At 67.7% G+C, this 20,553-nt stretch carries 23 protein-coding genes; 12 read left to right on the top strand and 11 right to left on the bottom strand.

Annotation, left to right across the window (positions count from 1 at the left end; all coding sequences use genetic code 11):
- Positions 1 to 19 precede the first annotated feature (19 nt).
- Positions 20 to 1,318, bottom strand: a complete 1,299-nt coding sequence (locus LG380_RS09280) for a nucleoside transporter C-terminal domain-containing protein (RefSeq protein ID WP_225764748.1) — start codon at positions 1,316 to 1,318, stop codon at positions 20 to 22.
- 185 nt (positions 1,319 to 1,503) lie between these two features.
- On the opposite strand from LG380_RS09280, the gene LG380_RS09275 reads away from it, so the two are divergent.
- On the top strand, positions 1,504 to 2,475 hold the full coding sequence (locus tag LG380_RS09275; protein ID WP_225764747.1) for an aldo/keto reductase: 972 nt from the start codon (positions 1,504 to 1,506) through the stop codon (positions 2,473 to 2,475).
- A gap of 72 nt (positions 2,476 to 2,547) precedes the next feature.
- Complete coding sequence (locus LG380_RS09270; RefSeq protein WP_225764746.1) at positions 2,548 to 2,745, top strand: hemin uptake protein HemP; 198 nt, start codon at positions 2,548 to 2,550, stop codon at positions 2,743 to 2,745.
- 202 nt (positions 2,746 to 2,947) lie between these two features.
- On the opposite strand, the gene LG380_RS09265 is transcribed toward LG380_RS09270, so the two are convergent.
- Positions 2,948 to 3,301 (bottom strand): DMT family protein, encoded by a 354-nt coding sequence (locus LG380_RS09265; RefSeq protein ID WP_225764745.1) that lies wholly within the window; start codon positions 3,299 to 3,301, stop codon positions 2,948 to 2,950.
- Positions 3,302 to 3,549: 248 nt separating this feature from the next.
- Between LG380_RS09265 and LG380_RS09260 the strand changes: the two genes are divergently transcribed.
- From LG380_RS09260 to LG380_RS09215, 10 genes are all read left to right on the top strand, one after another.
- Positions 3,550 to 4,263, top strand: coding sequence for a response regulator transcription factor (locus LG380_RS09260; protein ID WP_225764744.1), 714 nt, complete (start codon positions 3,550 to 3,552; stop codon positions 4,261 to 4,263).
- 123 nt (positions 4,264 to 4,386) lie between these two features.
- Positions 4,387 to 5,658, top strand: a complete 1,272-nt coding sequence (locus LG380_RS09255) for a HAMP domain-containing sensor histidine kinase (protein WP_225766545.1) — start codon at positions 4,387 to 4,389, stop codon at positions 5,656 to 5,658.
- A 166-nt stretch (positions 5,659 to 5,824) separates the two neighbouring features.
- Positions 5,825 to 6,214 carry a diacylglycerol kinase gene (locus LG380_RS09250; RefSeq protein WP_225764743.1) on the top strand — a complete coding sequence of 130 codons (390 nt, stop codon included), beginning with the start codon at positions 5,825 to 5,827 and terminating at the stop codon, positions 6,212 to 6,214.
- Between the two features lie 31 nt (positions 6,215 to 6,245).
- On the top strand, positions 6,246 to 6,995 hold the full coding sequence (locus LG380_RS09245) for a TerC family protein (protein ID WP_225764742.1): 750 nt from the start codon (positions 6,246 to 6,248) through the stop codon (positions 6,993 to 6,995).
- A 76-nt stretch (positions 6,996 to 7,071) separates the two neighbouring features.
- Entirely contained in the window at positions 7,072 to 7,677 is a 606-nt protein-coding gene (locus LG380_RS09240; protein ID WP_225764741.1) for a LemA family protein, read from the top strand.
- A gap of 7 nt (positions 7,678 to 7,684) precedes the next feature.
- Positions 7,685 to 8,599: a TPM domain-containing protein gene (locus LG380_RS09235; RefSeq protein ID WP_225766543.1), complete on the top strand. Its 915-nt coding sequence runs from the start codon at positions 7,685 to 7,687 to the stop codon at positions 8,597 to 8,599.
- Complete coding sequence (locus tag LG380_RS09230; protein ID WP_225764740.1) at positions 8,599 to 9,090, top strand: TPM domain-containing protein; 492 nt, start codon at positions 8,599 to 8,601, stop codon at positions 9,088 to 9,090. The genes LG380_RS09235 and LG380_RS09230 overlap by 1 nt, the downstream gene beginning before the upstream one ends.
- A gap of 64 nt (positions 9,091 to 9,154) precedes the next feature.
- Positions 9,155 to 10,042 (top strand): prolipoprotein diacylglyceryl transferase, encoded by an 888-nt coding sequence (lgt, locus tag LG380_RS09225; RefSeq protein WP_225764739.1) that lies wholly within the window; start codon positions 9,155 to 9,157, stop codon positions 10,040 to 10,042.
- On the top strand, positions 10,039 to 10,833 hold the full coding sequence (locus tag LG380_RS09220; protein ID WP_225764738.1) for a thymidylate synthase: 795 nt from the start codon (positions 10,039 to 10,041) through the stop codon (positions 10,831 to 10,833). The genes lgt and LG380_RS09220 overlap by 4 nt, the downstream gene beginning before the upstream one ends.
- An 8-nt stretch (positions 10,834 to 10,841) precedes the next feature.
- On the top strand, positions 10,842 to 11,345 hold the full coding sequence (locus LG380_RS09215; protein ID WP_225764737.1) for a dihydrofolate reductase: 504 nt from the start codon (positions 10,842 to 10,844) through the stop codon (positions 11,343 to 11,345).
- A gap of 41 nt (positions 11,346 to 11,386) precedes the next feature.
- On the opposite strand, the gene LG380_RS09210 is transcribed toward LG380_RS09215, so the two are convergent.
- The 9 genes from LG380_RS09210 to LG380_RS09170 all read right to left on the bottom strand — a co-directional run bounded on the left by LG380_RS09210 (position 11,387) and on the right by LG380_RS09170 (position 20,474).
- Positions 11,387 to 12,352 carry a symmetrical bis(5'-nucleosyl)-tetraphosphatase gene (locus LG380_RS09210; protein ID WP_225764736.1) on the bottom strand — a complete coding sequence of 322 codons (966 nt, stop codon included), beginning with the start codon at positions 12,350 to 12,352 and terminating at the stop codon, positions 11,387 to 11,389.
- A 13-nt stretch (positions 12,353 to 12,365) separates the two neighbouring features.
- Positions 12,366 to 12,749, bottom strand: a complete 384-nt coding sequence (gene apaG, locus LG380_RS09205) for a Co2+/Mg2+ efflux protein ApaG (RefSeq protein WP_225764734.1) — start codon at positions 12,747 to 12,749, stop codon at positions 12,366 to 12,368.
- Between the two features lie 38 nt (positions 12,750 to 12,787).
- Positions 12,788 to 13,588, bottom strand: coding sequence for a 16S rRNA (adenine(1518)-N(6)/adenine(1519)-N(6))-dimethyltransferase RsmA (gene rsmA, locus LG380_RS09200; RefSeq protein ID WP_225764732.1), 801 nt, complete (start codon positions 13,586 to 13,588; stop codon positions 12,788 to 12,790).
- Positions 13,585 to 14,565 (bottom strand): 4-hydroxythreonine-4-phosphate dehydrogenase PdxA, encoded by a 981-nt coding sequence (gene pdxA / locus LG380_RS09195; RefSeq protein ID WP_225764730.1) that lies wholly within the window; start codon positions 14,563 to 14,565, stop codon positions 13,585 to 13,587. The genes rsmA and pdxA overlap by 4 nt, the downstream gene beginning before the upstream one ends.
- Before the next feature lie 3 nt (positions 14,566 to 14,568).
- Positions 14,569 to 15,903, bottom strand: a complete 1,335-nt coding sequence (locus LG380_RS09190; RefSeq protein WP_225764728.1) for a peptidylprolyl isomerase — start codon at positions 15,901 to 15,903, stop codon at positions 14,569 to 14,571.
- The gene (gene lptD, locus LG380_RS09185; RefSeq protein ID WP_225764727.1) at positions 15,900 to 18,263 is read right to left on the bottom strand and encodes an LPS-assembly protein LptD; all 2,364 of its coding nucleotides are present in this window, start codon (positions 18,261 to 18,263) and stop codon (positions 15,900 to 15,902) included. The genes LG380_RS09190 and lptD overlap by 4 nt, the downstream gene beginning before the upstream one ends.
- A 109-nt stretch (positions 18,264 to 18,372) precedes the next feature.
- Positions 18,373 to 19,284: a histone deacetylase family protein gene (locus tag LG380_RS09180; RefSeq protein ID WP_225764725.1), complete on the bottom strand. Its 912-nt coding sequence runs from the start codon at positions 19,282 to 19,284 to the stop codon at positions 18,373 to 18,375.
- Between the two features lie 24 nt (positions 19,285 to 19,308).
- The gene (locus LG380_RS09175; RefSeq protein WP_225764724.1) at positions 19,309 to 19,863 is read right to left on the bottom strand and encodes a cob(I)yrinic acid a,c-diamide adenosyltransferase; all 555 of its coding nucleotides are present in this window, start codon (positions 19,861 to 19,863) and stop codon (positions 19,309 to 19,311) included.
- Between the two features lie 8 nt (positions 19,864 to 19,871).
- Complete coding sequence (locus tag LG380_RS09170; protein ID WP_225764723.1) at positions 19,872 to 20,474, bottom strand: DUF6580 family putative transport protein; 603 nt, start codon at positions 20,472 to 20,474, stop codon at positions 19,872 to 19,874.
- Positions 20,475 to 20,553 lie beyond the last annotated feature (79 nt).

The following is a 20,553-nucleotide window of genomic DNA, read 5'->3' as shown; positions in this document are numbered from 1 at the left end:
TCGATGTTGGGGCAGGGAATCAGCCGAAATGGGTCAGCACGCCGGCGATGGTCGCCGTCATCAGGGTGGCGATGGTACCGCCAAGCACCGCACGCAGGCCGAATTTGGCCAGGTCCGAACGACGCTCCGGGGCCAGGCCGCCGATGCCGCCGATCTGGATCGCGATCGAGCTGAAGTTGGCGAAGCCGCACAGCGCGTAGGTTGCGATCAGCCGGCCTTCGTCGCTCAGGGTCACGCCGGCGACGTTGCCGTTGATGATTTCCGACAACTGCAGGTAAGCCACGAACTCGTTGATCACGACCTTCTGGCCGATCAGCGAACCGACCGTGGTCGCATCGGCCCACGGGGTGCCGATCACCCACGCCAGTGGGGCCAGCACGTAGCCAAAGATGGTGGCCAGGTTGGTCGGCTTGCCCAGCGCCTGGGCCAGGCCGGTGACTTCACCGATCCAGGTCAGCGGGGCGTTGAGCAGGGCGATCAGGGCAATGAAGGCCAGCAGCATCGCGCCGATGTTCAGCGCCAGCTTCAGGCCGTCCGCGGCGCCGGCAGCGGCGGCGTCGATGATGTTGGACGAGGTCTTCTCCACTTCCATCTTCACCGTGCCGCGGGTCAGCGGGGTGCCGGTTTCCGGCACCAGCAGCTTGGCGATCACCAGGGTGGCCGGCGCGGCCATGATCGAGGCGGCCAGCAGGTGCTTGGCGTAGAACGCCTGCGCGGTCGGATCACCGCCGCCGAGCATGCCTACGTAGGCGGCGAGCACGCCACCGGCGATGTGGGCCATGCCGCCGATCATCATGGTCAGCAGCTCGGACTGGGTCATGCGACTGATGTAGGGGCGCACGGTCAGCGGCGCTTCGGTCTGGCCGATGAAGACGCTGGCGCAGACGCTGGTGGTCTCGGCCCCGGACACGCGCATCACCTTGGTAATCGCCCAGGCCATCGCGCGCACGATCGCCTGCATCACGCCCAGGTGGTACATCACGCCCATCAGCGCGGCGAAGAAGATGATGGTCGGCAGCACCTGGAAGGCGAAGATGAAACCGTAGGTCTCGGTGTTCATCAGGCTGCCGAAGATGAAGCCTGAGCCTTCGTTGACGAAGCTCAGGATGCGGACGAAGCCGCGGCCGAGCAGGTCGAACACGTCGCGTCCGCCGGGCACCAGCAATACCAGTGCGGCGAAGCCGATCTGCAGCGCAATGCCGGTGGCGATGAGCTTCCAGTCCACCGCACGCTTGTTGTTGGAAAACAACCAGGTGATGCCGATCAGCACCGCCAAACCGAACAGGCCGAAGCCGATCCTGCCCAAACCTTCGACCATGAGAATTCCCCGAGGGTGCCGCAAAACGGAAAGCGTAGAACAGCGCGGCTGGGGGAACAAGGAAAATCCTTGCCGCACAGGCGTTTGCCGGCCATTGGCCGGGTTCGGCAAGGCCGGGCGGCAGGGCACCCCGGCTACACTGCGCGGCGAAGCGGCCACCGCCGCCCCGTCACCAGGAGCCTGCCATGCAATACCGTCGTCTTGGATCCACCGGCCTGCAGTTGTCCGCGCTGTCCTTCGGCGCCTGGGTGACCTTCGGCGGGCAGGTCCCGCGCGACGTGGCCCGCGACCTGGTCGCCACTGCATGGGACAACGGCGTCAACTTCTTCGACAACGCCGAGGTTTACACCCATGGCCGCGCCGAGCAGGTCATGGGTGACGTGATTGCCGACCTGCGGCTGCCGCGCGACGGCTACTGCGTCTCCAGCAAGGTGTACTTCGGCGCGGTGGCCGAGCCGCGCCCGACCCAGCGCGGGCTGTCGCGCAAGCACGTCACCGATGCCTGCCACGCTGCGCTCAAGCGCCTGCGGGTCGATTACCTGGACCTGTTCTACTGCCACCGCCCGGACCCGGATGCCCCGATCGGCGAGACCGCGCTGGCCATGGACACCCTGATCCGCCAGGGCAAGGTGCTGTACTGGGGCACCTCGGAGTGGTCGGCCGCGCAGATCGCCGAGGCGGTAGCCTTCGCCCGCGCCAACCACCTGCACCTGCCGTCGATGGAGCAGCCGCAGTACAACCTGCTGCACCGCGAGCGGGTGGAGCGCGAGTACGCGGACCTGTACGCCGATCCCGGGCTGGGCACCACGATCTGGTCGCCGCTGGCCTCGGGCCTGCTGACCGGCAAGTACAACGACGGCATCGACCCGGCCTCGCGCCTGGGCCAGGAATCGCTGCAGTGGCTGCAGGCCTCGGTACTGGGTGACCCGGCCGAGCAGCGCCTGCACAAGGTACGGGCATTCACCGCACTGGCCGCCGAGCTGGGGGAGACCCCGGCGCAGCTGGCCATTGCCTGGTGCCTGCGCAACCCGCACGTGTCCAGCGTGATCCTCGGCGCCAGCCGGGTCCCGCAACTGGAGCAGAACCTTGGTGCGCTGGCGGTGTTGGGGCGCCTGGGGGGTGCGGAATGGCAGCGGGTCGAGGCGGCCTTCGCCTGAGCAGGCAACCCCCCGCTTGCTGTTGAATTGAGAATCATTATCATCAACCCGTCCCCTACGGAGCCATGACCGATGAATTCCCAGCCTGCCGTGTTGCGCCCGCGTGTCCTGACCCTGGGTGAGCACCGTCCCTCCCGCGTTGCCCCTGACGGGCAGGTCCTCGAGAGCGGAGCTCTGCTCAAGGGGCAGCGCGAGGTATTGATCCAGCACGGCGACCGCGTCTACCGGCTACGCCATACCAGCAACGACAAGCTGATCCTCACCAAGTAGTCCTGCCCGCAGCCGCGGTGGCTACCCGCCCTGCGCGCAGCGTGGACGCAGTCTGAATGATGCGGCCGTGGCGGGTCGCAGTCCCGGCGCGGGCGTTTAACATGCACCGCTTCAGCGCTGCCTTGGCGCCACCCAATGAGCGGTAATTGCCGTTCGGCGCTGCCCACTGGCAGCGCCATGGGTGTTTTGACGACGCGCCTCGTTACTCCTTGAACATCAGCAGCACAGCCACCAGGATCAGCGCGAACGCGGCCCAGTGGTTCCACTTCAGTGGCTGCCCGAGGTAGGTGGCGGAGAACACCGCGAACACCAGCAGGGTGATCGCTTCCTGCATGCCCTTGAGCTGCGGGGCCGAGTACACCGCGCTGCCGAGCCGGTTACCCGGCACCTGCAGGCAGTACTCGAAGAACGCGATGCCCCAGCTGACCAGCACCACCGTGGTCAGGGGCGCGCTCTTGTACTTGAGGTGCCCGTACCAGGCGAAAGTCATGAACACGTTGCTGGCGATCAGCAGCAGGACCGGATACAGGTAGCTGGTAAAGGGCACGGTGGGCATGGCGGGACTGGCCGGGAACGGGCGCGCAGCATAGCGCCGCGCTGCACACTTGCGCCGGGCCAGCCATCCAAGCCTTCATGCGGTCCCGGGTCTGGCGGACTCGCTCTCCCGGCGGCGCGCTCCCGAGGCCCTCAACCTGAATGGATTCTGTCTGGTTTCACATCGGCTATTGCGGATTCACGCGGCTTCACGCTCCCTCCACCGACGGTTCGGCATGTTTCACAAAGCTGAAGACTTGAGGGATGCCCATGCGACAGACAAAGGAAACGTCCGGCCTGGTTCTTGTGGTCGAAGACAACCGCAACATCTCCGAGATGATCGGGGAATACCTGGAAGGCCGTGGTTTCGAAGTGGACTACGCCTGCGACGGCCTTGACGGTTATCGCCTGGCGGCCGAGAACAGCTACGACGTCGTCGTGCTGGACCTGATGCTGCCGCGCCTGGACGGCATCGAGGTGTGCCGCCGCCTGCGCAACGACGCACGCAAGTCGACCCCGGTGCTGATGCTGACTGCCCGCGACACGCTGGACGACAAGCTGACCGGCCTGGGCTTCGGTGCCGACGACTACCTGACCAAGCCGTTCGCGATCCAGGAGCTGGAAGCGCGCCTGCGTGCCCTCATCCGCCGCGAGCGTCGCCAGGTTGGTTCGGAAGTGCTGAAGGTGGCCGACCTGGTGCTGGACCCGGTGAGCATGCGTGCCACCCGCGCCGGCACCGAGCTGCAGCTCTCGCCGATCGGGCTGAAGCTGCTGACCATCCTCATGCGCGAATCGCCCCGCGTGGTGACCCGCCAGGAAATCGAGCGCGAGATCTGGGGCAATGGCCTGCCCGATTCGGACACCCTGCGCAGCCACCTGTACAACCTGCGCAAGATCATCGACAAGCCGTTCGACCGTCCGCTGCTGCACACCGTGCAGAGCGCCGGCTACCGCATTGCCGACATCGCCCAGCCGATGAACTGAGCCCCGTCGTGGCCCGGGACGGCCGCCGCCGTCCGGGGCCGGTGACATGCCTGTCCCGCCACATCCACGGTGGGATCACGCTCGCCATTTCTATACTGGCGACCCTTTTCCATGAGTTCGAAGATGCCGCACGGGTTGCCGCGCAAGATCCGTATCGCCTTCTTGCTGCAGGCCGTGCTGGCCAGTCTGGCGATCGTGCTGGGCGGCTTCCTGGTGTCGCTGGTGATCAAGCACGGCCTGATCAACACCGTGCTTCAGGAAGAAGCGAACTACTACTGGAGCCTGCATTCGGCCTCGCCGGTGCAGCCGCCGCCCAATACCCAGAACATCCGCGGCTACCTGGTCCCCACCGGCCAGTCCAGCCTCAACCTGCCGTCCAACCTGCGTGAGCTGCCGGTCGGCTTCCATGAGCTGGAAGGCTCGGACCAGCTGGTACTCGTTGACGAGCGCCCGGCCGGCCGCCTGTACCTGGTGTTCCTGCGTTCGCAGGCCGAACGGCTGGCGTTCTGGTTCGGCATCGTGCCGGTGCTGCTGATCCTGCTGGCGGTCTATGCCGTGTCGTGGATCACCTACCGATCCTCGCGACGGCTGGTGTCGCCGGTCAACTGGCTGGCCCGGCGCATCTCGCACTGGGATCCGCGCAATCCTGACGCCAGCGAACTGGCGCCGGACCGTCTGCCCGCCGACGTGCAGGGCGAAACCCGCCAGCTGGCCGCCTCGCTGCATTCGCTGGCCACGCGCGTCAGCGAGCATGTCTCCCGCGAGCGCAATTTCACCCGCGACGCCAGCCACGAGCTGCGCACGCCGCTGACCGTGATCCGCGTTGCCAGCGACATGGCCCTGGGCGACCCGGACCTGCCGCCGCGGCTGCAGCGTGGCCTGCAGCGTATCCAGCGTGCGGGCCGTGACATGGAGGCGGTGATCGATGCCTTCCTGATCCTGGCGCGCGAATCGGACATCGAACCGCAGAGCGAACTGTTCGAAGTCGCCGACGTGGTCCGTCACGAGGTCGACAGCGCGCGCGAGATGCTGGCCGGGCGCCCGGTCGAGCTGAACCTCGAGGTCACCGGTCCCAACCAGCTGCACGCGCCGCCGCGGGTGATGCAGGTGGTGGTCGGCAACCTGCTGCGCAATGCCTGCAGCTATACCAACCAAGGCCGCATCGATGTCGAGGTGGCCCCGGACCGTGTCGTGATCCGCGATACCGGCATCGGCATGTCCGCCGAGGAACTGGCCAAGGTGTTCGAGCCGTTCTACCGGACCGACCCGAGCCGCCCGCAAGGCACCGGCCTGGGCCTGTCGATCGTGCGCAGGCTGTGCGACCGATTCGGCTGGGATGTGGAGCTGAGCAGCGAGCCGGGGCGCGGGACGGTGGCGACGATCCGCTTCGCCTGACCCCCGTGGAACACGAGCGGGACCTGCTCGGCAGGTTCCACGCCCGCAGTAGCAGGGGGCTTGTGGCAGAATCGCGCCCTGTCCAACTGGCCGGTCTGCTTTCCCGATGCCCCTGCGCTGTCTGCAACAACCGGTGCTGCTGTCCCATGGGGCCAGGACCTGAGCCGTGGCCGATCAGCTCGGACACATGCCACGGGGACCGCGGCGCATCTTCAAGGCGGCACAGTGGTCCTGGCAGGGCCTGCGGGCGGCGTGGCTGCACGAATCCTCCTTCCGGCTGGAGGTCTGCCTGCTGGTCGTGATGGGGCCGCTGGCGCTTTGGCTGGGCCAGACCCCGGTCGAGCGCGTATTGCTTGCAGGCTCGTTGTTGCTGGTGCTGGCCATGGAACTGGCCAATTCGGCCATCGAGGCCGTGATCGAACGCTACGGAGCCGAGTACCACGAGTTGGCCGGCCGGGCCAAGGACATGGGGTCGGCCGCGGTGTTCGTGTTGATGATGAATGTGCTGCTGTGCTGGGGCCTGATCCTGGCGCCGCGCCTGTTTCCCGCGGCGTGAACCCGTCCGCTTTCTGTTGAAGGATTGATCGATGTCCCTGGAGTTTCTTGCCGACCCCAATGTATGGGGCACCCTGTTCATGCTTAGCGCGCTGGAAATCGTGCTGGGCATCGACAACCTGGTGTTCATTTCGATTGCGGTCAGCCGCCTGCCGGAGGAGCGTCGCCCGTTCGCCCGCCGCCTGGGCATCGCCGTGGCCTGCATCACCCGCATCGGCCTGCTGGTCTCGCTGGCCTACCTGGCGCACATGCAGGCCGAGCTTTTCACCGTCGCCGGCATGGGCATCTCCATCCGCGACCTGGTGCTGATCATTGGCGGCCTGTTCCTGCTGATCAAGGGCACCAAGGAAATCCGCGAGCTGATCACCGGCGGCGAGGACGAGGACCCGACCACCACCAAGGCCTCGGCTGTGTTCGGCATGGTGATCCTGCAGATCGCCATCATCGACATCGTGTTCTCGCTGGATTCGGTGATCACCGCGGTGGGCATCGCCGACCACATCCCGGTGATGGTGGCCGCGATCCTGCTGGCCGTGGCGGTGATGCTGCTGGCGGCCAACCCGCTGGGCCGCTTCATCGATGCCAACCCCACGGTGAAGATGCTGGCCCTGGCCTTCATCCTGCTGGTCGGCGCCGTGCTGGTGCTCGACGGCCTGGACGTCCATGTGCCCAAGCCCTACATCTACGCCGCGATGGGTTTCTCGGTGCTGGTGGAGTGGTTGAACCTGCTGATGCGCCGTCGCGCGCTGGAGCACAAGGTCCCCGGCGCCGGCCAGTGGTGATCGCCCCGACGGCGCCCATGCGGCGCCGTCATCGAAGGCATGGCATGCTCCGCTTCTCCCGGACCGGAGTCGTGCCATGCCCCAGTTCCTTCGCCTTCTGCTGTTGATCGTCCTTGCCGGCGGGCTGTCCGGTTGCGGCTACAACGCCATCCAGCAGAAGGACGAGGCGGTCAAGGCCGGCTGGTCGGAAGTGCTGAACCAGTACAAGCGCCGCGCCGACCTCATCCCCAACCTGGTCAACACCGTGCAGGGCTACGCCCAGCAGGAACGCCAGGTGCTGACCGAGGTCACCAACGCACGCGCCCGGGTCGGCCAAGTCAACGTCAATGCCGATGACGAGGCCTCGCTGCGCCAGTTCCAGCAGGCGCAGGGCGAGTTGTCCGGCGCGCTGTCGCGGCTGCTCGTGGTCACCGAGAACTATCCGGACCTGAAGTCCGACCAGTCCTTCCGCGACCTGCAGGCGCAGCTGGAAGGCACCGAGAACCGCATCACCGTGGCACGCGGCCGCTACATCCAGCTGGTGCAGGACTACAACACCTACATCCGCTCCTTCCCGCAGGTCGTCACCGCCAAGCTGTTCGGCTACAAGACCAAGCCCAACTTCACCGTCGAGGACGAGGCGCGCATTGCCGAGCCGCCGACGGTGGATTTTGGCAACCGCGACCCGGCACCGGCCAACTGAGCCCGCGCTGATGAAGGTCTGGCCGCGCGCGCTGCTCCTGCTGGGACTGCTGCTGGGCGCAGCGGGCGCCCAGGCGCAGTCGCTTGCGCCCATTCCAAAGCTCGACTCCCCGGTGGTCGATACCACCGGCACCCTGGATGCGGCACAGAAACAGGCGCTGGAACAGCAGGCCCTGGCCCTGCAGCAGCGCAAGGGCAGCCAGCTGCAGGTGCTGATGGTCCCGACCACGCAGCCGGAGGACATCGCCCAGTACACGGTGCGGGTGTTCGAGCAATGGCAGCTCGGCCGCAAGGGCGTCGATGATGGCGTGCTGCTGGTGGTGGCCAAGCAGGACCGCCGCGTTCGCATCGAGCCGGGCTACGGGCTGGAAGGCGCGATCCCCGACGCGGTGGCCAACCGGGTGATCCAGGAATACCTGGTGCCGCACTTCCGCCAGGAGGACTACGCCGGCGGCATCGCCGCGGCGACCGCGGTACTGGTCAAGCTGATCGATGGCGAGGCACTGCCGCCGCCGGTCAGCGACCACGCCGCCGCGTCCCGTCGCAGTAACGGCGGCGAGCGGCTGATGGTGGCTCTGTTCGCCGGTTTCATGGCCGCCAGCTTCGCCCGTGCCCTGCTGGGCTGGTTGCCGCGACCAATACGAGGCGTGCTTGCTGGCGCCGCGGCCGGTGGCGTGGCCTGGCTGGTGTCCTCGCTGCCGCTGGCCAGTGGCCTGGCGGGGGTTGCCGGCCTGCTGGTCGGCCTGTCCTCGGCCAGCCCGGGTCGCTACGTCGGTGGCGGGGGTTGGGGCAGTGGCGGATTCGGCGGCAGCTGGGGCGGAGGCAGGCGCGGCGGCGGTTTCGGGGCGGTGGTGGCTGGTGGTGGCGGCTGGGGTGGCGGCGGTGGCCGTTCCGGCGGCGGCGGCGCGTCGGGAGGCTGGTGATGCGCTGGCTACGTCACCTGCTCGCGCGCCCGGCGCATTCGTATTTCCCCGAGCCCAGCCTGCAGCGTATTGCCGCGACCATCGCCAAAGGCGAGCGCAGCCACACCGGACAGGTGATGTTCGCCGTGGAGGCGGACCTGCCGCTGTCGGCGCTGTGGCGTGGTACCAGTGCCCGCGAGCGTGCCGAACAGGCCTTCGCCACCCTGCGGACCTGGGATACCGAAGCCAACAACGGCGTACTGCTGTATCTGGAGCTGGTCGACCACGCCATCGAGATCGTGGCCGATCGTGGCCTCGATCCGGTGCCGGCGGCGCAGTGGCGGCAGGTGTGCGAACGCATGCGCGAGCGCCTGCGCGACGGCGACGAGCTGGAGGCGGCGGTGATCGATGCGCTGGAAGGGATTTCCGCGCTGGTGGCCGCACGGTTCCCGCGCCAGCCGGGGCATGCGCCGGACAACGAACTGCCTGACCGTCCGCACCTGCTGGGTTGAGCCGTGTTGAGCATCCCATGACGCTACGTGAGAATGGGCGCTTACCCGCACGGTCCACCTGCCCATGATCTATTTCCACGACATCGATCCCATCGCCATTTCGCTGGGGCCGATCCAGGTGCACTGGTACGGGATCATGTACCTGCTGGCCTTCCTCACCGCGTGGTGGCTGGGGCGGATGCGCACCCAGGCCGGCCGCCTGCCCGGCGTGGACCTCAACGGTTTTTCCGACCTGCTGTTCTATTCCATGCTCGGCGTGGTGGTCGGCGGCCGCGTCGGCTACATGCTGTTCTACGGGCTGTCCGAGCTACTGGCCAATCCGCTGTCGCTGTTCAAGGTCTGGGAAGGCGGCATGAGCTTCCACGGCGGCCTGCTGGGCGTGCTGGCCGCGGCCTGGTGGTGGTCGCGCAGGCGCGGCCTGCACTTCTTCGACACCGTCGATTTCGCCGCGCCGCTGGTGCCGCTTGGCCTGATGTTCGGCCGCTTCGGCAACTTCATCGGCGCCGAGCTGTGGGGCAAGTACACCGGGTCCGGCTGGGGCGTGATCTTCCGCAGCGGGCTGCCCGAGCCGCTGCGCAGTACCGACATGGACACGCTGCGCGTGCTGTACGAGGCCGGCGAGCTGGACCGCTACGCGCGCCATCCCTCGCAGCTGTACGAGGCACTGCTCGAAGGCCTGGTGATGTTCTTCGTGCTGTGGTGGTTCTCGGCCAAACCGCGCGCACGCTACGCGGTGTCGGGCATGTTCGCGCTGCTGTACGGCGTGTTCCGTTTCGCCGTGGAGTTCGTGCGGATGCCCGACAACGGCGTCTACGTGGCCTTCGACTGGCTCACCCGCGGCCAGATCCTGAGCCTGCCGCTGGTGGTGCTGGGTGTGCTGCTGCTGGTGATGTCGCGCCGCGCCCCGGTGTTGCAGCCCCGGCCAGTGCCGGCACCGGAGGGCAAGGCATGAAGGCCTATCTGGACCTGCTTTCGCATGTGCTCGAGTACGGCGCGGAGAAGTCCGACCGCACCGGCACCGGGACGCGTAGCGTATTCGGCTGGCAGATGCGCTTCGACCTCAACCAGGGCTTCCCGCTGGTCACCACCAAGAAGCTGCACCTGCGCTCGATCATCCACGAGCTGCTGTGGTTCCTGAAGGGCGATACCAACATCGCCTACCTGCGCGAGAACAAGGTCACCATCTGGGACGAATGGGCCGACGCCAATGGCGACCTCGGTCCGGTCTACGGCAAGCAGTGGCGGCGCTGGGCCACGGCCGACGGGCGGGAAGTCGACCAGATGCAGTGGCTGGTCGACGAGATCAAGCGCAACCCGGACTCGCGCCGGCTGGTGATCAGCGCCTGGAACGTGGGCGAGCTGCCGCAGATGGCGCTGATGCCCTGCCACTCGCTCTTCCAGTTCTACGTGGTCGACGGCAAGCTCAGCTGCCAGCTGTACCAGCGCAGCGGCGACATTTTCCTCGGCGTGCCGTTCAACATCGCCAGCTACGCGCTGCTGACCCACATGGTCGCGCAGGCAACCGGCCTGGGCGTGGGCGATTTCGTGCACACGCTGGGCGATGCCCACCTGTACTCCAACCACTACGAGCAGGCCCGCGAGCAGCTCTCGCGCGAGCCGCGGGCGTTGCCCACGCTGTGGCTCAATCCCGAGGTCACCGACCTGTTCGCCTTCGGCTTCGACGACATCCGCATCGATGGCTACGACCCGCATCCGCCGATCAAGGCGCCGGTGGCGGTGTGAGCGGGGCGATGAAGGTTTCCCTCATCGCCGCGCTGGACCGCAACCGTGGCATCGGCCGTGACAACGGACTGCCCTGGCACCTGCCCGACGACCTGAAGCACTTCAAGGCGCTGACGGTCGGCAAGCCGGTGCTGATGGGGCGCAAGACCGCGCAGTCACTGGGCCGCGCGCTGCCCGGCCGCACCAACCTGGTGATGAGCCGGCAGGGCACCGCGCCCTTTGCCGGGATGCGGGTGGTGGAGTCGCTGCCGCAGGCGGTTGCGGTGGCCGAAACCGAAGGCGCCGACGAGTTGTGCGTGATCGGAGGCGGCGAGATCTACGCGCTGCTGCTGGGCCAGGCGACCGACCTGTACCTGACCTGGGTGGATACCGAAGTGGAGGCGGACACGCGCTTCCCGGCGTTCGATCCGGGCGACTGGCGGGAAGTGGACAGCCAGCCGCATCCGGCCGACGAACGCCACGCCTTTGCATTCCGCTTCGTGCATTACCGCCGCAATTCCAGGGCGGCCTGACCCGGCACACCCTCCGGCCGGCAGTCGGCCTCAGCGCCCGATCAGTCCGGATCGGGCTCGGCTTCGATGACGGAGGGCGCGGTGCTGGCCTGCGGGTTTTCCCCACGCTGACCACGTGGCGGGCGCGAACGCCCACCGCGCTCGTTGCCCTGGCGCGACGATGCACGCGGGATCGGCGGCGGCCCGGAGACCTCGCGGCCGGGTACCTGCACGACGCGCAGGTCCTCGCTGTCCAGCTGCAGTGCGGTGAGCTTGCCGCCCCACACCGCGCCGGTATCGATGGCGTGCACGCCCTGGGTGATGGTCAGGCCCAGCGAGGACCAGTGGCCGCAAACGATCTTCAGGTCGCGCTCGGCGCGGCCCGGGACCTCGAACCACGGGTACAGGCCCTGCGCCTGGGTGCCGGGCGTGCCTTTTTCCTCGATCGCGATGCGCCCGCGCGGCGTGCAGTAACGCATCCGCGTGAACAGGTTGATGATCGCGCGCGAGCGGTCGTAACCGGTCAGACCGGGCGACCAGCTCGGCTTGTCGCCATACATGTTGCGGAACAGCTTGCGGTAGCCGTTGCCGTGCAACTGCTGCTCGATCTCGCGCGCGTGCTTCTCGGCCAGGGTGGTGGTCCACTTCGGCGCCAGCCCCGCGTGGATCATCATCCAGCCCAGTTCGCGGTCGGCGTGCAGCAGCTTCTGCATGCGCAGCCAGGTCAGCAGTGCGTCGCGATCCTCGGCCAGCACGATGCGCTGCAGGTCCGGGTTGACCTTGCGCTGTTCCTCCTCGCTGCGCGCACCGATGGCCAGCAGCGACAGGTCGTGGTTGCCCAGCACCACCACGCTCTGTTCGCGCAGCGAATGCACCAGGCGCAGTGTTTCCAGCGACTGGCCGCCGCGGTTGACCAGGTCGCCGCAGAACCACAGGCGGTCCACGGCCGGGTCGAAGCGGATCTTCTCCAGCAAGCGCTGGGTGACGTCGTAGCAACCCTGCAGGTCGCCGATGGCCCAGACGCTCATGCCTGCGCCCCCATCAGTGCAGCGTCCGCGGGATCGACAGCGCGAATGGCGCAACCGGGGCGATGAACTCGGTGCCGTCGTCGGCCACCATGTCGTAGTGGCCCTGCATGGTGCCGTGGTCGGTCTGCAGCATCACCCCGGAGGTGTAGCTGAAATCCTCGCCCGGCTGCAGCCGCGGCTGCTCGCCGACCACGCCCTCGCCGTCGACATTCTCGGTACGGCCGAGGCCGTCGGTGATCTGCCAGTGGCGTGCAACCAGCCGCGCGGCGATGCCGCCACGGTTGTGGATGCGGACGGTGTAGGCGAACGCGAAACGCCCTTCCAGGGGCTCGGACTGCTCGTCGAGGAAACGCGGCGAGACTTCGACGTCGATCGCGTAGTGGGCGGAATCTTCCATGCGTGACAGTGTAAGCAAAAGCAGGTGATCAGGCCGCGTCAATCGCGTGGTGCATTGGCCAGCGCGATGAAATCGGGGACTTCCAGCTGCTCGGCACGTGCATCGCTGCGCACGCCGGCGGCCTCGAACTGGGCCGGACAACAGACGCCATCCAGCGCGTTGCGCAGGGTCTTGCGGCGCTGGCCGAAGGCGGCCTTGACCACGGCGGCGAATCGCTGCGGATCCTCGATGCCGACCTTGGCCGGGTCACGCGGCACCAGCCGCGCCACTGCCGAATCGACCTTCGGCGGCGGCCGGAACGCGCCCGGCGGCACCAAGAACAGCGAAGTGACCTCACACCAGGCCTGCAGCATCACGCTCAGGCGGCCATAGACCTTGCTGCCCGGCGCGGCGGCCATGCGGTCGACCACCTCCTTCTGCAGCATGAAGGTCATGTCCGAGATCGCCGCGGCGTGGTCCAGCGCGTGGAACAGGATCGGCGAGGAAATGTTGTAGGGCAGGTTGCCGACCAGGCGCAGCTTGCCCTCGCCAGCCAGTTCGGTGAAGTCGACCTGCAGCACGTCGCGGTGGACGATGGTCAGCTCGCCGAGTGGCGCGGCCGCGGCGGTCAGCGGCGCGATCAGGTCGCGGTCGAACTCGATCACGGTCAGGCGCGGATGCTGGCGCAGCAGCGGCAGGGTGATCGCGCCCTGGCCCGGGCCGATCTCGACCATGAAGTCGCCTTCCTTCGGGTTGACCGCCATGACGATGCGGTCGATGTAGTGGCGGTCGGCGAGGAAGTGCTGGCCGAGCTGCTTCTTCGGCGGGGCGGTGAAGCCGGTGGAATGCGGGGAATTCATCGGTGCAGTTTACGTTGCGCAGCCAGCCGGGCACACAGCGAGGTGGCCGCCAGCAGGCTGGATGGATCGGCCAAGCCCCTGCCGGCCAGCTCCAGCGCGGTGCCGTGGTCGACCGCGACGCGCGGATAGGGCAGGCCCAGGGTGATGTTCACCGCCTGCTCGAAGCCGCTGTACTTGAGCACCGGCAGGCCCTGGTCGTGGTACATCGCCAGCACTGTGTCGAAACCGGCGAGTCTGGCCGGCAGGAAGGCGGTATCGGCCGGCAGCGGTCCGACCAGGTCCATGCCTTCGCCGCGCAGCCGCTCCAGCAGCGGGATGATCAGCTCGATCTCCTCCATGCCGAGGTGGCCATCCTCGCCCGCGTGCGGGTTCAGCCCCAGCACCGCGATGCGCGGCTGGTCGATGCCGAAGTCGCGCCGCAGGGCGGCGTGCACGGTCCGCAGGGTGTGGGCCAGGGAGGCGGCGTCCAGCGCGTCGGCCACCGCGCGCAAGGGCAGGTGGGTGGTCGCCAGCGCCACGCGCAGGGTGTCGTTGGCCAGCATCATCACCACGTCCACGCCGGCCTGGTGGGCCAGCAGTTCGGTGGTGCCGGTGTAGGGGATGCCGCCGTCGTTGATCACCGCCTTGTGCACCGGGCCGGTGACGATGCCATCCAGTTCGCCGGCCAGGCAGGCGCCGGCGCCCTGCACCAGGGCATCGATTACCGCGCGGGCATTGGCCGGATGGGTCTGGCCGAACTGGCTGGGGACGGCATTGCGCACCGGGCGTAGGCGCAGATCGCCCGGGCGGGTTGCGGTGTCGTGTTCGTCGAGCAGCCGCAGCGGCAGGCCCAGCGCGTGGGCCGCGGCCTGCAGGGTGTCAGGGTCGGCAAAGGCCAGCAGCCGGCAATCGTGCCGGGGCTGCTGGACCAGACGGATACAGAGTTCGGGGCCGATCCCGGCGGGCTCGCCCGGAACCAGAGCGAGCTGCGGGATCATGGCTCAGGACTGCGGCTCGGCCGTGTTCTCGGCGCGGTCGCCACTGCGGAAGCTGACATACGCCTCGCCACGCAGTTCCTGCAGGAAGCGGTTGTATTCCTCTTCCAGCTTGCGGCGGCCGATGGTGTCACGCACGGCAGCGCGCTTGGAGTCGTCGGTGACGTCGGTCTGGCGCGAAGCCACGCGCTGGACGATGTGCCAGCCGGCATCGGTGCGGAACGGAGCACTCACGCCGTTGTCGTCGAGGGCCTGCACCTGCTGGCCGAAGCCCGGGCCGAAGGCGTCGGCCGGGAACCAGCCCAGGTCACCGCCCTGGCCACGGCTGTTGGCATCCTCGGAGGACTCCCTGGCCACGGCCTGGAAGTCGGCACCGCCGACGATGCGCGCGCGCAGCGTCTCGATCTTGGCCTTGGCCTGCTCGGCATTCTGGTTCTCGTTGATGCGGACCAGGATGTGGCGGGCGTTGTATTCGGTAACGGTGCGGGTGCCGCCCGCGCTGGCGTCACGCAGCTCCACGATCTTGAGCAACTGGAAGCCGCTGGGACCGCGGATCGGGCCGATCACGTCGCCGGCGCGGTGCTCGCGCACCAGCTGGGCAAAGGCGTTAGGGATCTCGTCGGTGCTGCGCCAACCCAGGTCACCGCCTTCCAGCGCGTTGGGGCTGTCCGAGTAACGCACGGCGGCGGCGGCAAAATCGAGCTCGCCCTTGTCCAGCAGCGCCTTGATGCCATCGACCTTGCTCTGGGCGGTGGCGATCTGCTCGGCGGTGGCACCCTCGGGCAGGGCGACCAGGATGTGGGCCAGGTGGTACTGGGCGCCGGCATTGTTTTCCATCGCCAGCGCGGCATCCACCTCGCCCTCGCTGACGCTGATCCGGCTCTGCGCAAAGCTCTGGCGCAGGCGCTGGACGATGATTTCCTCGCGCACCGAGCGGCGGAAGTCCTCGAAGGTGATGCCGTCGGCGGCCAGGCGCTGGCGCAGCACGTCCACCGAGGCGCCGTTCTGCTGGGCGATGCTGTTGATCGCGTAGTTCAGTTCGTCATCGGCGACGCGGATGCCGCTGCCCTGGGCGCGGGCAACCTGCAGCTTGACCAGTACCAGGCGCTCCAGCACCTGGCGCTCGAGCACGTTGGCCGGCGGCAGCTGGTGCTCGCGGCCGGCGTACTGGGAGCGGATGTTGTTGACCGCGCGCTGCAGTTCGCTGTGCAGGATCACGTCCTCGTCGACGATCGCGGCGATACGGTCCAGCGGTTGCAGCGCTTGCTGTGCGGCCACCGGGATGGACACGCTGGAGAACGCCAGCAGGCTGGCGAGGAGGACGGGCAGGGTCTTGGTCATGGAATCAGGTTCGGATCGTAGTCGTCCTCGGCGCCCGCGATGTTGCTGGGGGGCACGAGGTACAGGTCGTCGCGGTTGTAGCCGAGAATAGCACGGCGCAGGGTCCGGTCCGTGTCCTGGCCGGCCGAGCCCAGACCCTTGAGCACGAACTCGACCTGGAAGGAGTTGTTGAGCTCGCCTTCGCGGTTGCGCACGTAGCGGCGGGCCAGTGCGCGCACCGCCAGGCAGCAGCTTTCCCACTGCACGCCGCCGATGATCTCCAGCGGCTTGTTGTCCAGCAGCGAGTAGTAGTAACGGCCAACCACGCTCCACGACGGGTTGATCGGGTACAGGAAGGACAGGTCAACCTGTTCAAGCTGGTCGCTGCCGGTACTGGTATTGCGCCGGTAGCGGTAATTCAGATTGACGACGCCGTCCTGCGGCATCAGGTAGCGGGCGCGGATGCTGGCCAGGTCCTCGCGCTTGTAGGTCGGATCCCACTGGTAAGTGGTGCCGACGGTCCAGCGGTCATTGATGGCCCAGTTGACGTCGGCCACCCAGGCCGACTTGCCCTTCTCGACGATCGCCTCGGCGTTGTTGAGCGTCACCCGCGAGTCATCGAAGTAGGTGATCTGCCCGATGCTGGCCGACAGTTTCTCGCGGCCATCGGCCTGGCGCAGCAGCCGCGTGGTCAGTGCGGCGGTCAGCTGGTTGGCATCGTTCTGGCGATCGGCACCGGTATAACGCGTGTCGCGGAACAGCTGGCCCCAGCTGAAGGTGAAGGCGCGGGTGTCAAACAAGGGGAGCTGGCTCTGCTCCCGGTACGGCGCGTTGAGGTAGTAGATCCGCGGTTCCAGCGTATGCAGGTAGGTATCGCCGCCGAGCTTGGTCTCGCGGTCGAAGAACAGGCCGGCGTCGATCGTGGTGATCGGCATGCTGCGGGTCGGGGTGCGTTCGCCCCCGAGCTGGGCGGCGAGGTCCTTGTCCAGCTGGTAGGCGGTGTAGCGCCAGGCCAGCGTCGGGGTGACATACCACGCTGCGCCGGCAAGTGGCATCGACAGGTACGGCTTGACGTCCAGTCGTGCGCCACCCGGGCGCTCCACGGTCACGCCGGTTCGTTCGTAGTCCGCATCCTTCAGATGGATGTCGTCATGCACGAAATTGACCGCCTCGGCATACACGCCGGCTTCGAACCAGCGGCCCAGCGGTTGGTCCCAGGTAGCGAACAGGCGCGGCTGCCTGTTGTACGGCAGCGCGGCCTCGGTGAGGGTGTAGTCGGCCAGCTGCCAGTAATCGGCCATCAGCCCCGCCGTCCAGTTCCTGCCGGTGCCGTAAATGCCGGCGGTGCTCTGCAGCGTGGAATTGGTTACGCCGAGCAACCGGTTGGAGAAGTCCTCGAAGTAGCGCTCGTCGCTGACCCAGCCGATGTTGGCGCGGGCTTGCCAGTTCTCATCGACATTGTGGTACCCGCTGTATTCGACCTGGCTTCGGTCGCGATCGCGCAGCTTGTCGTTGGGCAGGTAGGTCGTATCCAGCTGCCCGCGGCCATTGCCGTAGAGGTAGCGGAACTCGTTGTCGAGCATCAGTCCGCGCTTGCTCATGTAGCGCGGGGTCAGGGTGTCGTCGTAGTTCGGCGCCAGGTTGAAGTAGATCGGCTGCGCGTAGTCCAGGCCGTTGCGCCCGGAGACGCTGAGCTTGGGATAGAGCAGGCCGGTCTGACGGCGGTCATCGATCGGGAACTTGAAGTACGGGGCCCACAGCACCGGCACCTTGCCGATGCGCAGCACCGCGTTGCGCGCGGTGCCGAAGCCTTCGTCGTTGTCCACCTCGATGTGCGGCGCGTCCAGCTTCCACACCGGCTGCGACGGGTCACAGGTGGTGTAGGTGGAATTGTGCATCTGCCCGATTGAACCCTGCAGGTCGATCGAATCCGCGCCGCCGTTGCCGCGACGCGACACCAGTTGGTAACGGATGTTGCTGATCTTGTGCGTGTCTGCTTCCTGGTTGCCTTCGGCGCGCTCGGCGACGAGGCGGATCGAGGAGTCGGAGTAACGGACGTTGCCCTCGGCGATGTAGTTGCCGGTCTCGGTATCGAAACGCAGGTTGTCCGTGCCAAGGAACTGGTCACCGCGTTTGAGTGCGACGTTGCCCTGGTATTGCGGCGTGGTGTTGGTGCCGGAAAGCTCGTCGCCCTCGATGTCGGTCGGCAGCTGGTCGCGACTGCCGGCGGCCACCGGGTCGGCGGCGGGAGCATCGTCGAATGCAGGCAACGTCTCGGTTGCCGGGCAGAGCCCCCAGTTGACCGGCTTGTCGTCGGCCATGGCCGGGAGGCAGACCGCAATGGCCAGGGGCAGGGGCAGCAATCGGAGGACTGGGCGCACGCGGGGTCGGATTCAGGTTAAACGGCGGGTAGCTTGCCGTATCACCTGCATAGGGGCAATGAAGGTCCGGCCGGTGGCGGGGCCGGGGTTCATCCGCTGTTTGCGCTGCTCAGAGCAGGGCGCCGACGTGGGCCACGGCGCACTCGCGCAGCGCCTGCAGGTCATAGCCGCCCTCGAGCATGGACACCAGCCGGCCACCGCAGCGGTGGCGGGCAATGGCCGCCAGCTCGGCGCTGAGCCAGGCAAAGTCCTCGGTTTCCAGCATCAGGTCGGCCTGCGGGTCACGCATGTGCGCATCGAAGCCGGCGGAGATCAGCAGCAGTTGCGGCTCGAAGGCATCGATGGCCGGCAGCATTTCCTCGGCCCAGACGTTGCGGAAACGGAAACCGCCGCTGCCGGGGGGCAGCAGCACGTTGCGGATGTTGCCGACCCCGCGTTCGCGCATGTTTCCCGAGTGCGGGAACAGCCCCGACTGGTGGGTGCTGAAGTAACCCACCGCCGGGTCCTGCACGAAGATGGCCTGGGTGCCGTTGCCGTGGTGCACGTCGAAATCCACCACCGCCACGCGCTCCAGTCCGTGGCGGTCGCGGGCGTAGGCCGCGGCGATGGCGATGTTGTTGAAAAGGCAGAACCCCATTGCGGTGCTGGCAGTGGCGTGGTGGCCGGGCGGTCGCACCGCGCAGAAGGCGCGCGGGTCATCGCCGAGCATCACCGCATCGACCGCGGCCACGCCGGCGCCGGCCGCATGCACGGCCGCGGTGGCCGAGCCCGGCGACATGCGGGTGTCCATGTCGATGTTGCGCAGCGGCTGCTGCTGCGGCTGCAGCAGCGAGTCGATCAGTTCGCGGTCATGCACCCGGGCCAGTTCGCCGAACTTGGCCGCCGGCGCCTCGCGCCATTGCAGCTGGCCGGGGAATGCCGCGCGCAGCGCCTCGAGCACGACGGCAAGGCGCTCGGGCGATTCGGGATGGTCCGGACCGGGATCGTGCTGCAGGCAGGCGGGATGGGTGAATACCAGCATGCCGTGAACTGTAACCGCAGCCGCTCAGGCGTGGCGGCGCTGGTGGTCCCACAGCACCTCGCCCTGGCCCTCGAACCGGGACAGGACGCGGGCCAGTACGAACAGCAGGTCCGAGAGACGGTTGAGGTAGCGCAGCGCCTGCGGGCGTACCTCCTCGATCCGCGACAGCGCCACGGCCTCGCGCTCGGCGCGGCGCACGATCGTGCGGGCCAGGTGGCAGCGCGCCGCCGATTCGCCGCCGCCGGGCAGGATGAATTCCTTCAGCACCGGCAGCGATTCGTTGTAATGATCCAGGCAGGCTTCCAGTGCCTCGATGTCGCGGTCCTGGATCGCCGCGTGGCCGGGGATGCACAGCTCCCCGCCCAGGTCGAACAACTGGTGCTGCAGGGTGGTCAGCAGCACGCGGACGTCATCGGGCAGTTTCGCCGCCAGCACCAGGCCGATGGCCGAGTTGGCCTCGTCGACGGTGCCAAAGGCGGCCACCCGGGCCGCGTCCTTGCCGGTACGGCTGCCATCACCGAGCCCGGTGCTGCCGTCATCGCCGGTGCGGGTATAGATCCGCGAAAGCCGGTTGCCCATGCAGCGGATCAGACGGTCTGCGCGCGCAGGGCCGGCAGGCGCTGGCGCAGCAGGGCGAAGCCGCCGAACAGCAGCGCCGAGTAGAACAGCGTGCCCAGCACGGTCCACTTGAAGAACGGCACGGCGGCGACATAGCACGCGGCCAGGCCGGCGGTGCAGGCCGGGTAGCCAGGCACGGTAAAGGCGGTCAGCCAGGTGGCGAGGTTGCTGACGATGAAGAACAGCACCGAGCCGGCCAGCGAGTAGCCCAGCACGCGGGCGCCAGTGACGCGGCCGCGCAGGCCAAAGCCCAGCACGGTGCCGAGTGCGACGCAGGCGTAGACCGCCACGAGGCTCGGCAGGTAGGCGCTGCTGGTCAGGTACTGCACGTAGGTGGCGCCCTTGACCAGGCCCAGTACCACGTCGGAGGCCAGCATCGCCAGCAGCGGCACCAGCATCGCCCAGCGGCGCGAGGCGAAGTAGGCGCCACCGAACAGGGCCACGGCCTCGACCGGCGAGAAGTTCGGCGGGTGCGGCAGCATCCGGCTCAGCGCGGCCAGCACGATCAGGCCGGCGAGCACCAGTGGGCCGGAGGCGAGGAAGGAAGAAGAGTCGGAGGCGGGCCGGTTCATGTCGAAGGGCTGCAGGAAAAAAGGATGCGCAAGCATAACCCAGCGCACCGCGGTGAGGCCTGCCGTCGCGGCCGGGCCG

This window comes from Stenotrophomonas sp. Marseille-Q4652 (assembly GCF_916618915.1).
In the GTDB taxonomy this organism is placed as follows: Bacteria; Pseudomonadota; Gammaproteobacteria; order Xanthomonadales; family Xanthomonadaceae; genus Stenotrophomonas.
The sequence above is the reverse complement of the archived record's forward strand: the minus strand, read 5'-3'. Positions and strand labels throughout refer to the sequence as shown.

Excerpts from the sequence above, each read along its gene's own strand:
- LG380_RS09220 (WP_225764738.1), top strand. The coding sequence starts at position 10,039 with ATGAAGGCCTATCTGGACCTGCTTTCGCATGTGCTCGAGTACGGCGCG.
- rsmA (WP_225764732.1), bottom strand. The coding sequence starts at position 13,588 with ATGAATTCCCCGCATTCCACCGGCTTCACCGCCCCGCCGAAGAAGCAG.
- LG380_RS09255 (WP_225766545.1), top strand. The coding sequence starts at position 4,387 with ATGCCGCACGGGTTGCCGCGCAAGATCCGTATCGCCTTCTTGCTGCAG.
- LG380_RS09175 (WP_225764724.1), bottom strand. The coding sequence starts at position 19,863 with ATGGGCAACCGGCTTTCGCGGATCTATACCCGCACCGGCGATGACGGC.
- LG380_RS09265 (WP_225764745.1), bottom strand. The coding sequence starts at position 3,301 with ATGCCCACCGTGCCCTTTACCAGCTACCTGTATCCGGTCCTGCTGCTG.
- LG380_RS09280 (WP_225764748.1), bottom strand. The coding sequence starts at position 1,318 with ATGGTCGAAGGTTTGGGCAGGATCGGCTTCGGCCTGTTCGGTTTGGCG.
- LG380_RS09240 (WP_225764741.1), top strand. The coding sequence starts at position 7,072 with ATGCCCCAGTTCCTTCGCCTTCTGCTGTTGATCGTCCTTGCCGGCGGG.
- LG380_RS09170 (WP_225764723.1), bottom strand. The coding sequence starts at position 20,474 with ATGAACCGGCCCGCCTCCGACTCTTCTTCCTTCCTCGCCTCCGGCCCA.
- LG380_RS09275 (WP_225764747.1), top strand. The coding sequence starts at position 1,504 with ATGCAATACCGTCGTCTTGGATCCACCGGCCTGCAGTTGTCCGCGCTG.
- LG380_RS09245 (WP_225764742.1), top strand. The coding sequence starts at position 6,246 with ATGTCCCTGGAGTTTCTTGCCGACCCCAATGTATGGGGCACCCTGTTC.
- LG380_RS09190 (WP_225764728.1), bottom strand. The coding sequence starts at position 15,903 with ATGACCAAGACCCTGCCCGTCCTCCTCGCCAGCCTGCTGGCGTTCTCC.
- LG380_RS09210 (WP_225764736.1), bottom strand. The coding sequence starts at position 12,352 with ATGAGCGTCTGGGCCATCGGCGACCTGCAGGGTTGCTACGACGTCACC.
- LG380_RS09270 (WP_225764746.1), top strand. The coding sequence starts at position 2,548 with ATGAATTCCCAGCCTGCCGTGTTGCGCCCGCGTGTCCTGACCCTGGGT.
- pdxA (WP_225764730.1), bottom strand. The coding sequence starts at position 14,565 with ATGATCCCGCAGCTCGCTCTGGTTCCGGGCGAGCCCGCCGGGATCGGC.
- apaG (WP_225764734.1), bottom strand. The coding sequence starts at position 12,749 with ATGGAAGATTCCGCCCACTACGCGATCGACGTCGAAGTCTCGCCGCGT.
- LG380_RS09180 (WP_225764725.1), bottom strand. The coding sequence starts at position 19,284 with ATGCTGGTATTCACCCATCCCGCCTGCCTGCAGCACGATCCCGGTCCG.
- LG380_RS09230 (WP_225764740.1), top strand. The coding sequence starts at position 8,599 with ATGCGCTGGCTACGTCACCTGCTCGCGCGCCCGGCGCATTCGTATTTC.
- lgt (WP_225764739.1), top strand. The coding sequence starts at position 9,155 with ATGATCTATTTCCACGACATCGATCCCATCGCCATTTCGCTGGGGCCG.
- LG380_RS09260 (WP_225764744.1), top strand. The coding sequence starts at position 3,550 with ATGCGACAGACAAAGGAAACGTCCGGCCTGGTTCTTGTGGTCGAAGAC.
- LG380_RS09215 (WP_225764737.1), top strand. The coding sequence starts at position 10,842 with ATGAAGGTTTCCCTCATCGCCGCGCTGGACCGCAACCGTGGCATCGGC.